The organism is Microbacterium sp. (assembly GCF_036277215.1).
Classification (GTDB): domain Bacteria; phylum Actinomycetota; class Actinomycetes; order Actinomycetales; family Microbacteriaceae; genus Microbacterium.
In genome coordinates, this window is sequence record NZ_DASUNI010000306.1 from 1 (window position 1) to 10,982 (window position 10,982).

Below are 10,982 nucleotides of genomic sequence, written 5' to 3' on the forward strand. Positions count from 1 at the left end.
GATCTGCGGGCTCTCCGGGGGAGTCGACTCGGCGGTCGCGGCGGCGCTCGTCCACGAGGCGGTCGGCGACCAGCTGGTGTGCATCTTCGTCGACCACGGTCTGCTGCGCAAAGACGAACGCGAGCAGGTCGAGCAGGACTACGTCGCCTCCACGGGCGTGCGGCTGGTCACGATCGACGCGCGGGAGCAGTTCCTCTCCGCGCTCGCCGGAGTGAGCGACCCCGAGCAGAAGCGCAAGATCATCGGCCGTGAGTTCATCCGTTCATTCGAGGGCGCAGAGAAGGCTCTCGTCGAGGAGGCTGCCGCGGACGGCGAGCCGATCCGTTTCCTCGTGCAGGGCACGCTGTACCCCGACGTGGTCGAATCCGGCGGCGGCACCGGCACGGCGAACATCAAGTCGCACCACAACGTCGGCGGCCTTCCCGAAGACCTGCAGTTCGAGCTGGTCGAGCCGCTGCGCACGCTGTTCAAGGACGAGGTCCGCGCCATCGGCCGCGAACTGGGGCTTCCCGAGGTGATCGTCGGCCGACAGCCGTTTCCGGGCCCCGGCCTCGGCATCCGGATCGTCGGTGAGGTCACCGCTGACCGCCTCGAGATTCTGCGTGACGCCGATGCGATCGCCCGGGAGGAGCTGACGCGCGCCGGCCTGGATGGCGAGATCTGGCAGTGCCCGGTCGTGCTGCTGGCCGACGTCCGATCGGTCGGCGTGCAGGGTGACGGCCGCACCTACGGACACCCGATCGTGCTGCGTCCGGTCTCATCCGAGGACGCGATGACCGCCGACTGGACGCGGCTCCCGTACGACGTTCTCGCCCGCATCTCCAACCGCATCACGAACGAGGTCCGCGAGGTGAACCGGGTGGTGCTCGATGTGACGTCGAAGCCGCCAGGCACCATCGAGTGGGAATGAGCAGGTAGGGGCAGGATGGGAGCGTGACCGCGCTTCCTGCGACCGGATTTCCGGATGCCGAGTACCTGATCCTCTCCAGTCGCCTCATCCCCGACCGCGACGGCGGCTACGCGCTGGCCACCCTCGCGCGTGCGCGGCAGATGGCCGCCAGCGGCGTGCACGACGGCCTCGGCCCGCTCCTGCTGACGCTCGACCCCGGCACTCCGGCGGAGCATGCGCAGCACCGCGCCGCCTTCGCGGGGCGCGACCTTGTCGTCGACCCCTCGCGGATGCGCAACCTGTTCGACGAGGCCGCTGACCCGCGCGGCGGATCAGCGGCGTGGCTGCGCGATGCCGCGCATCCCGGCGAGCCGGATCCGGCGCTGGTGTACCGACCGATTGCGGATGCCGCTGCGCGGCCCGTCGTCGCGCTCCCGGTTCTGCAATCCGACCCCGACTGGCACATCACGAGCGCGGCCATCTCGGTCTACGACCGACGGGGCGACGTGGCCGGCGTGATCGACGGCTTCGGCGAGTTGTACCGGGCATGGCTGGAGCACGTCGTCGCCGGACTGCGCGCGGGGGATCCCGACCGGCCGGTGGTTGTCGTCTGCGAGTCCCGTCAGCTGGGCGAGCTGCTGGCCGGATGGGACGATCCCGCCCTGCGGCTCGTGCATGCGATCCACACGATCCACCTGGAGCCGCCGTTCACCCCGGACGCGCCGTTGAACCCGCTCTGGTCGCGCTGGTTCACGCTCGCCGAGCGCTTCGACGCCGTGCTGTGGCCGACCGCCGCGCAGCGCGACGACGTCGAAGAGCGTTTCGGCGCCTCGCCCGTGCACGTGGTGGTCCCGAATGCGGTGCCGCCCGCGGCATCCGTCACACCCCTCGCCGACCGTGTTCGCAGCCGGATCGTCATGCTCAACCGGCTGGCTCACGGCAAGCGCATCGACCACGCCATCCGGGCGCTGGCGAGGGTGGTCGAGTCCGTCCCCGATGCGACGCTCGACGTGTTCGGCGACGGACCCGAGCGCGACCACCTGCAGCAGCTCATCGACGAGCTCGGTCTCGGGACGCACGCTGTGCTGCGCGGCCTGACCGACGATCCCGGACACGAGCTCGATGAGGCATCCGTGTTCCTCTCCACGTCCGCGTTCGAGGGTCAGGGGCTGTCGATCGCGGAGGCTCTGGTGCACGGCTGTCCGGTCGTGGCCTACGACGTGAACTACGGCCCGGGCGACCTGCTGGCACAGGGCGGCGGGATGCTGGTGCCCGATGCCGACCTCGACGCCCTGGCCGCTGCGCTGACCAGCGTGCTCTCGGATATCGAGCTGCGGGCGAGGCTGACCGCTGAGGCGGTCGCCGCCGCTCGAGCGGTGCACCCCGACCACGCGATGGCCGCGCTGGCGCTGGCGGTCGAGGACGTGCTCGCTCAGCCGTCGAGGCGCGCTCCCGGCTGAGTCGCGCGGCCGCTCCGGGTGGGCTCGCGGCCCGTGCTGGACCTCGCGGCCCGTCGGGAATGGCGGGCCGCGGGCGCATCGACGGGCCGCGAGGCCGCCCGGCGGCACGCCGGCCCGCTGACGGCGGATCCGCCCGAGGCGGAACGGAGTGCGCGCATTCGCGCATTCGCGCACGCTGAGGTCATGGCAGACGAAGCGAAGGTCCCTCAGTTCGGCGCCGAGGCGCGCCGCGAGCTGTTCCACCAGCGCGTGCTCGTGCTCGACGGCCCGCTCGACGACGACAACGGCACGATGATCGCGACCCAGCTGCTCGCCCTGGCCGCCGAGGATGAGGTATCCGACATCGCCCTGTGGATCCACTCGCCGGGCGGTTCGGTGCCGTCGATGCTCGCAATTCGCGACGTGATGCGGCTGATCCCCAATGACGTCGCGACGCTCGCACTCGGGCTCGCGTGCAGTGCGGGTCAGTTCCTGCTCTCGGCGGGCACGAGGGGCAAGCGCCGGGCACTGCCGCACGCACGGATCCTGATGCACCAGGGATCCGCGGGCATCGGCGGCTCGACGGTCGAGGTCGAGGTGCAGGCTGATGATCTGCGGCACATGCGCGACACCGTCCTCGGCTTGATCGCCGACGACACCGGCCAGCCGGTCGAGCGCATCTTCGAGGACTCGCTCCACGACCGCTGGTACACGGCCGCGCAGGCACAGGACTACGGCTTCATCGACGGCATCGTCACCGACTTCGGTCAGGTGGTGCCGCGACGCCGACGTCCGGCCGGGCTCGGGCCGGGCGCGGCGGAGGTGGCGGCGTGAGCGGGTACACGATCCCGACCGTGGTGTCGCAGCATCCGCGGGGCGATCGCATCATGGACGTGTACTCGCACCTGCTCACCGAACGGGTGGTGTACCTCGGCACGGGCATCGACGCGGGTGTCGCCAACGCGCTGATCGCGCAGCTGTTGCACCTCGACGCCGACAACCCTGATCGCGACATCCAGCTGTACATCAACGCGGAGGGCGGCGACCCGAGCGCGATGCTCGCGATCTACGACACGATGCAGCACGTGCGCCCCGACATCGCGACGACGTGCGTCGGACAGGCGATCGGCGTCGGCGCGGTCATGCTCGCTGCGGGTGCGGCCGGCAAGCGTGCGGTGCTGCCGCACGCGCGGGTCGTGCTGCACCAGCCGACCGGGCAGGGGCGCGGGGCGATCCCCGACCTGATCCTGCAGGCCGACGAGCTCGTGCGGGTGCGCGGCGAGGTCGAGCAGGTGCTCGCGCGGCACACGGGACAGGATGCCGCGAAGCTGCGCGCCGACACCGACCGCGACCGGGTGTTCACCGCAGCGGAGGCGGTCGCCTACGGGCTGGTCGACCGCGTGCTGGACGCCCGGGGAGCATGATCGAAGAGGGCTGCTCCGCCTCTTCAGCCGATCCCGCCCCGGCCTCTCGAGGGTCGGATATGGTGACCTCATGCGGGCGCTGGTCATCGGGAGCGGCTTCGGCGGCCTCGCCGCGGCGATCCGGCTGGCGGCCGCCGGCCATGAGGTGACGGTGCTCGAGAAGCGCGAACGCATCGGCGGCAGGGCGTACCTCTATGAGCTCGACGGCTTCCGCTTCGACGGCGGTCCGACCGTGCTCACCGCGCCGTTCATGTTCGAGGAGCTGTTCGCCCTCGCCGACGAGCGGCTCGAGGACCACGTGCAGCTCGTGCCCCTCGACCCTTTCTACCGCGCGTTCGGCTCGGACGGCACGCACCTCGACTTCCACGCCGATGCCGCGCGCATGCAGGCAGAGGTCGCCCAGCGCAGCCCGTCGGATGAGCAGGGGTACGCCCGCCTGCGCGGCCGCGTGAGCCGGATCTTCGACGCCTTCTACCCGTACACCGAGCGCCCGATGATGCAGCTGCACGTCATGATGCGGATGCTGCCCTTCCTTCTGCGGCACCGTGCCGCCCTCGGAGTGCAGAGGCTGGTGGACGGATGCATCCGCGACCCGTTCCTGCGGCGCGCTCTCGCCTTCCATCCCCTGCTCATCGGCGGCCACCCCTCCCGCACCCCGGCGCTGTACGCGCTCATCGTCGAGTTCGAACGCCGCTGGGGCGTGCACTACGCGATCGGTGGGACGGCGGCCCTCGTCGATGCTCTCGGAGCGCTGCTGCAGCGGCTCGGGGGGCGTATCGAATGCGGCGTCGCCGTCGATCGGATCCTGGTCGAATCCGGCCGCGCGGTCGGCGTGCTGCTGGCGGACGGCTCCCGGCGTGAGGCTGACGTCGTCGTGTCCAACGCCGACCCTGGGCACACCTACGATCGGCTGCTCGGACCGGATCGCGGTCTGACGGGGCGGCGCCTGCGTGCAGCGCGGCCGAGCATGTCGCTGCACGTGCTGTACTTCGGCGCGGACCGCACGTGGCCGGACACGCCGCTCGCCCATCACAACCTCCTGCTCGCGGGAGATTCCCGCCGCGTGCTGAGCCGCGTGTTCGCGCGCTCGCGGCGCGGACGCGCCACCGGCGGGCCGCTGACTGCCGATGACCTCTTCCTCTATGTCCATCTGCCCACCAAGACGGACCCGACCGTCGCACCCCAGGGGTGCGAGGCGATGTATGTTCTCGTCGCAGCTCCGCCGATCGAACAGAACGAGGCGGTCTCGGCGGCCTCCGCGCGCCGAGTGCGCGATCTGGTGGTCGAGGTGCTGGACGAGCGATACCTCCCGGGATTGTCGTCGCACTTGGTCGTCGAGCACGCGATCGGCCCCGAGCATTTCCGCGATGTGCTGAACACCCCGCACGGCGCGGCGTTCTCGCTGCAGCCGACGCTGTTCCAATCGGGATGGTTCCGACCGCACAACCGGTCCGGACGGGTGGCCGACCTGTATCTCGTCGGCGCCGGCACGCATCCGGGCGCCGGCGTACCCGCGGTGCTGGCGTCGGGGAAGATCGCCGCCGACCTCATCGCGCGCCGGGGTTCGGTCCGGCGCGGTCGCATCGGCGACGGCGGCATCCGCTTGACGGCGGGCACGGGATGAGCACTGGATTCGCACTGCACGGATTCGGGGAGAGTCCCGAAGTCGCCCTGGACGACGTGCCTGTCCGCGGCACTCTGCCCGAGTGGCTCACCGGCTCGCTGATCCGCAACGGCCCCGGCACCTTCCAGGTCGGCGAGCGCCGGTACCGGCATTGGTTCGACGGCCTGGCGATGCTGCACCGCTTCACGATCCGCGGCGGTCGGGTCTCCTACGCCAATCGCTTCCTCGAGACCGAGTCGTACCGCATCGCACGCGAGGAGGGCCGGATCGCCTATCCCGAGTTCGCCACCGATCCGTGCCGGTCGATGTTCGCCCGTGCGATGGCGGTGTTCGAGCCGCAGGCCACCGACAGCGCGAAGGTGAACATCGCGCGCGTCGCCGACCACTACCTCGCGCTGGCCGAGACGCCGATCCAGGTCGAGTTCGATCCCGAGACCCTCCGCACGGTGGGCGTCACCGGGTGGGACACGTCCGACTTCGGGCGGATGACGACGGTCCACCCGCACCTCGACGAGGAACGGCACGAGGCGATCAACCTCGTCACCCGGTACGGCGCCGTGAGCAACTACGTATTCCGTCGCGTCGACACCACCGAAGCCGGCTTGCTGCATGGCGACACGTTCGCGTCGCGCGCCGTCCGCGAGCCGTCCTACATCCACTCGTTCGGGATGTCGGAGCGGCATCTGGTGATCGTCGAGTTCCCGCTCGTGGTCAACCCGATCTCCCTCCTGCTCTGGCTGCGCCCGTACATCGAGAACTTCCGCTGGAAGCCCGGCCGGGGAACCCGCATCCACGTCTTCGATCGAGCCAGCGGCGCGCACGTGCGCTCGGTGACCGCCGATCCGTTCTTCGCGTTCCACCACGTCAACGCGTACGACGACGAGGACGGCTCGGTCGTCGTGGACCTGGTCGCCTACGACGACGCGTCGGTCATCGAGTCCTTCTATCTGCACCGGCTCTCCGAACCCGATGTGCAGATCCCGCCCGGCACCCTCCGCCGGCTGCGGGTACCGCTGAGCGGACCGCACGGGCGGCTGCACGCTGAGGAGATCTCCCCGACGGGAATCGAACTCCCGAGCATCGACTACAGCCGTCTCAACACCAGTCCGCATCTGCGCTACGTGTACGGCATCAGCGTGCGGAGCGATCGCGGTTTCTACGATCAGCTCGTCAAGATCGACATCGAGACCCGGACCACCGTCGTCTGGCACGAAGCGGAATGCTACCCGGGCGAGGGCGTGTTCGTCGGTCGGCCCGAACGCGTGGCCGAGGACGACGGCGTCCTCCTGTCGGTCGTGCTCGACGCCGTGCGCGGCACGTCATTCCTGCTGGTGCTGGATGCCGCAACCTTCGCCGAGATCGCCCGCGCCGAGCTTCCGCACCCGGTGCTGATGGGTTATCACGGCCAGTTCTACGACGATCTGCTCGCTTCCGACCGGCCCGGCCAGGTCTTGCCCGCCCACGGGTCGTAGTCGGCGATCAACTCCTCCTGCGCAGGGCGGGAGCCCTCGGGAACGTGCTGAAGGTTGATCCGCACCCGATACCAGAGCGAACTCGCGCCGCGCATGCCGTCGATGAGCGTGTCGGCCGGGCGCAGCAACTCGACCACATCCGCGTGTGCGGCCTTCCACTGCGCGAGAGCTTCCAGAGCCTCGGGCTTGGTCTTGGTGCGCGCGACCTCGATCAGGGGCATCGTCGAGGCGCGCCGGCCCGACCCGTCCGAGCCGCGGGGCGGCTTCTCGGCCGGGCCGAGCTCCTTCGCGAGGCCGAGCAGCCCGTCGAGGGTTCCGACGGCATCGTCGATCCCCTCGTGCGGGTCGCCGATCTCCGCGAAGCGCTCGAGCATCGTCGCGACGGTGAACTCCTCAGGCCGGCGCACCCGCACCTCGTCCCAGTCGAGCGGAGTCGACACGCGCGCATCGGGGAGCGGGCGGATCGAATAGGCCGATGCGACGGTACGGTCCTTGGCATTCTGGTTGAAGTCGACGAACACGCTCTCGCCGCGCTCCTCCTTCCACCATCGTGCCGTCGCGAGCCCCGGCGCCCGGTTCTCCACCTCGCGGGCCAGCGTCTCGGCGGCCAGCCGCACCTGCGTGAAATCCCACTGGGGGGCGATGCGCACGAGGATGTGCAGCCCGCGCGACCCCGAGGTCTTGGGCCACCCGACGAGCCCGTAGTCGTCCAGCACCTCGCGCGCGACCATCGCGACGTCGACGATCTGCGACCAGTCCACGCCCGGCATCGGGTCCAGGTCGACGCGCAGCTCGTCGGGGTGATCGAGGTCCTCCGCGCGCACGGGGTGCGGGTTCAGGTCGAGGCACCCGAGGTTGACGATCCACGCGAGGCCGGCCGCATCCCGGATCACCGCCTCTTCAGCCGACGTCCCTCGTGCGTAGTGCAGTGTCGCGGTGTCGACGAAGTCGGGGTGGTTCTCGGGGACGCGCTTCTGGAAGAACGCCTCCTCGTCGATGCCCTTCACGAAGCGTTTGAGCACCATCGGGCGACCGCCGGCTCCGCGCAGCGCGCCGGGCGCGACCGCGAGGTAGTACCGCACGACGTCGAGCTTCGTCAGGCCCGGCTGCGGGAAGACGATCTTGTCGGGATTCGAGACGCGCACCTCGTGGCCGTCGATCTCGAGGATCTCACCGGTGCTCTTCGCGGGACTCACCCTCGCCACGCTAGCGCGGTGACGGATGCCGCGGCCAGGGTCGCCGACAGCTTGGCGCTCGCGCCGTCGAGCCCGCCCGCAGGCGACCCGTCAGGCGACGAGCGCGAGCCCGGTCTGACAGCCGACCGCGGACCGGTCGGCGGTGCGCGCCCGCAGCTCGTCGACGACGGCCGCGGTCAGGTCGATGAGGGTGACCTCGAGCGCCCCCGCGACGGCGGCGATCATCTCGCTCGACGGCTCCTTCAGCCCGCGCTCGATCTCGGACAGGTACTGCGGCGACACTCCGGCGCGGTCGGCCGTGTCGGCCAGGCGCTCGCCGCGCTCGTGCCGGACGCGGCGCAGCTGCTCGCCGAGGGCATCGCGCCAGAGCGGCTCGAGCGCTCGCGGCGCGCGCGTCGGTCGCTTCGTCGGCATCGGGATGATCTCGGCCATGCGCTCACGATAGGTCGAGCGGAAGCCGCGTTCGAGCCGTTCCGCTCAGAGCAGAACGAACCTCAGAGCAGGAGGAGTCCGCGGACGACCAGCCACACAGCGAAGACGACGGATGCCGCTGCCGACACCGACAGCGCGACGCGGTGGAACAGGGTGCCCTCGTCCCGGATCCACGCGCGGATGACCAGGACGATCAGCAGGATCGCGGCGCAGATCGCGGCGAACGGAACGAGCAGCAGCGGCCACACCCCGGCCGGAAGGCCGAACGCGAGGATCAGCGGATCGGTGTTCAGCATCACGAGGGCGAGGCCGCCCGCGTAGACGAGGTTCAACCCGGAGGACGCCGCAGCGGCGAGCACCGCTCCGCCGGGAGCTTCGCCGCGGCGAGTCCGCAGCCACGCGAGGCCGTAAGCGGCGGCGTAGATCAGCGTCGCGAGGAAGATGAGGAGCGAGACCCCCGCGATCGCGATGGTGAGGGGGTCCCGATCGCGGACGACGTCGGCATCGAACCGGTAGATCGCCGAGGTGGCGTGGATGTCCTTCGAGGTGAGGAAGTCCGGCGGCGCATCGGAGATGCACGACGCGTCCGGCTCGACGGCCGGATCGCGCAGGAACTGCTGCGCGATGGACGCCGGGCAGTCGTCGATCCAGTTGGCCCAGACCGAACCGTGGCCCATCGCGGGGAAGGTGTAAAGGTAGTGCGACGAGAGCGTGACGGCGGCGGACTCGGCCCACACGGCAGGCGTGATCGGGTCGTAGCCGCCGCTCGTCAGCAAGGTGGGGATGCCGCTGACCACCGCCTCGTTCTCGAGAGCGGATAAGGGCGGGACGGCCCAGAGCGCGCACCCCTCCCGGACGCCGTCGAACAGCGAAAGGTGTTCGAGCAGTGGATCCGCGGCGGTCGCGGCGGCGACCAGCTCGTCGCTGTTGAAGGGGACCTCCTCGGCGCACTCGATCGACTGTTCCAGGCCCTCCGCGCGGAGGTCAGCGGTGTCCAGGCTCCGCTGCGCCAGCGGCGCGGCCGCTCCGGCATCCCCGCCCGCGAGCCGGTCGATGAGGAACGGCAGCGCGCGGATCACCTCCGGGTCGTAGAAGGCGTCGAAGAGTCCCTGTGTCAGCTCGGTGTCGCGCAGGTCCAGCCGAACAGGATTTCGATCCTCCGGGTGTTTCACGGTGACCGACAGCGGCTCTTCCGCAGCGCGGTCCAGAACCGCCGCCAGATCCTCCTCGATGTCGGGATACACCTCGCTGCAGTCGGCGTGTGCGGCGCAGTCCGCCAGCAGCTTGTTCACCGCGTCCAGAAAGCCGGCCGGTGCCCCCTCGTGCCGATTGACGTGGGGCGGATAAACCCCGTCGAGGATCACCGACCGCAACCCGTCGGGGTGGTCGCGCATCGTCGTCAGCGCCAGCCGCGCACCGTATGAGACCCCGTACAGATTCCACTCGTCGTATCCGAGGACGGTGCGCAGGTCGGCGAGGTCGGCCGCGCTCTCGGTGCTGGTATACGCCGCGGGGTCGACGCCCTCCTCGACGAGACGGTCGCGGCACATCTGCAGTCGCTCGAGGCGCAGAGCGGCGGCCTCCTCACCCGAGACCAGCACACCGTCGACGATGAAGTGCTCCGTGTCCAGCTCAGGGCAGTCGAGCGAGGGCTCCGCGAGAAGATCGCCGCGCTGCTCGATCAGGATGATGTCACGGTCACCCGCCCAGTCCGCGTAGTCGAGGAAGTACCACAGCGCGCTCAGCGTGCCGCCCCCCGGTCCGCCCGTCGTCGGGAAGACCAGCGGATCGCTTGCGGGATCGGACGTACGACTCGAGATGACCGCCAGCGGCAGCTCGAGGGTCCGCGCAGGGTCGCTGCCCTCGGTGCGTCGCTCCGGGACGATCAGCACGCCGCACGTCACGCGCTCCGCGTGCGCGGCGGGAACATCGACCGGGCAGTCCGTCTCTTCGATGTCATCGGCTACCGAAGCGATCGCCGCAACTCGCGGGGCGTTCGTTGCCACCGCTGCCGATGCGGGCAGCATCGCTGCGAGTGCCGCGGCCGCCGCGACGGCGACGGTCGCCAGTCGGACGATCGGATGCCGGTGCCACAGACGCCTGGTGGAGACATGCGTGCGAGGCCGGACCATAGCGTCACGATAGCGGCGATCCGGCGGCAGCGCCGCCAGCGCCGAGCGGGCAGGTGCTCGTCGTGACAACCTGCCGCGACAAGACGAAGGGCCGCCCTTGCGGACGGCCCTTCGTGCGGTGTGCGACTTAGTTCGAGCCGCGCGCGATCGCGAGGATGCGCAGGATCTCGACGTAGAGCCAGACGACGGTGACCATGATGCCGAAGCCGCCCATCCAGCCGAACTGGCGAGGGGCGCCGTTCCGCACGCCCTGCTGGATCAGGTCGAAGTCCAAAACCAGAGAGTATGCCGCCATGATCACGACGAAGACGCCGATGAGGACGCCCCACGGAATGCCGAAGAGGAAGCTCGGCTGGCTGGCCAGGCCGAACGCG

The 10,982-nt window shown here is 70.3% G+C and carries 10 protein-coding genes; 6 read left to right on the plus strand and 4 right to left on the minus strand.

The genetic code is table 11. The features are described 5' to 3' along the window. The 6 genes from guaA to VFX99_RS14965 form a co-directional block, all read left to right on the plus strand. A partial coding sequence (guaA, locus tag VFX99_RS14940; RefSeq protein WP_329667086.1) for a glutamine-hydrolyzing GMP synthase occupies positions 1-910 on the plus strand: 910 nt, incomplete at its 5' end. A gap of 23 nt (positions 911-933) precedes the next feature. Continuing rightward, entirely contained in the window at positions 934-2,349 is a 1,416-nt protein-coding gene (locus VFX99_RS14945) for a glycosyltransferase (RefSeq protein ID WP_329667087.1), read from the plus strand. A gap of 183 nt (positions 2,350-2,532) precedes the next feature. Beyond that, positions 2,533-3,162, plus strand: coding sequence for an ATP-dependent Clp protease proteolytic subunit (locus tag VFX99_RS14950; protein WP_329667088.1), 630 nt, complete (start codon positions 2,533-2,535; stop codon positions 3,160-3,162). Then, complete coding sequence (locus VFX99_RS14955) at positions 3,159-3,752, plus strand: ClpP family protease (protein ID WP_329667089.1); 594 nt, start codon at positions 3,159-3,161, stop codon at positions 3,750-3,752. Before VFX99_RS14950 ends, VFX99_RS14955 begins: the two co-directional genes overlap by 4 nt. Before the next feature lie 70 nt (positions 3,753-3,822). Then, complete coding sequence (gene crtI, locus VFX99_RS14960; RefSeq protein ID WP_329667090.1) at positions 3,823-5,376, plus strand: phytoene desaturase family protein; 1,554 nt, start codon at positions 3,823-3,825, stop codon at positions 5,374-5,376. Then, positions 5,373-6,848: a carotenoid oxygenase family protein gene (locus tag VFX99_RS14965; RefSeq protein ID WP_329667091.1), complete on the plus strand. Its 1,476-nt coding sequence runs from the start codon at positions 5,373-5,375 to the stop codon at positions 6,846-6,848. The genes crtI and VFX99_RS14965 overlap by 4 nt, the downstream gene beginning before the upstream one ends. Here VFX99_RS14965 and ligD read toward each other — a convergent pair. From ligD to VFX99_RS14985, 4 genes are all read right to left on the minus strand, one after another. After that, positions 6,788-8,044: a non-homologous end-joining DNA ligase gene (ligD, locus tag VFX99_RS14970; protein WP_329667092.1), complete on the minus strand. Its 1,257-nt coding sequence runs from the start codon at positions 8,042-8,044 to the stop codon at positions 6,788-6,790. The genes VFX99_RS14965 and ligD overlap by 61 nt on opposite strands. A gap of 90 nt (positions 8,045-8,134) precedes the next feature. Continuing rightward, the gene (locus VFX99_RS14975) at positions 8,135-8,476 is read right to left on the minus strand and encodes a helix-turn-helix transcriptional regulator (protein WP_329667093.1); all 342 of its coding nucleotides are present in this window, start codon (positions 8,474-8,476) and stop codon (positions 8,135-8,137) included. 62 nt (positions 8,477-8,538) lie between these two features. Then, the gene (locus VFX99_RS14980) at positions 8,539-10,608 is read right to left on the minus strand and encodes an alpha/beta hydrolase (protein ID WP_329667094.1); all 2,070 of its coding nucleotides are present in this window, start codon (positions 10,606-10,608) and stop codon (positions 8,539-8,541) included. A gap of 127 nt (positions 10,609-10,735) precedes the next feature. After that, the coding region (locus tag VFX99_RS14985; RefSeq protein WP_329667095.1) for a Bax inhibitor-1/YccA family membrane protein at positions 10,736-10,982 on the minus strand (247 nt) is incomplete at its 5' end.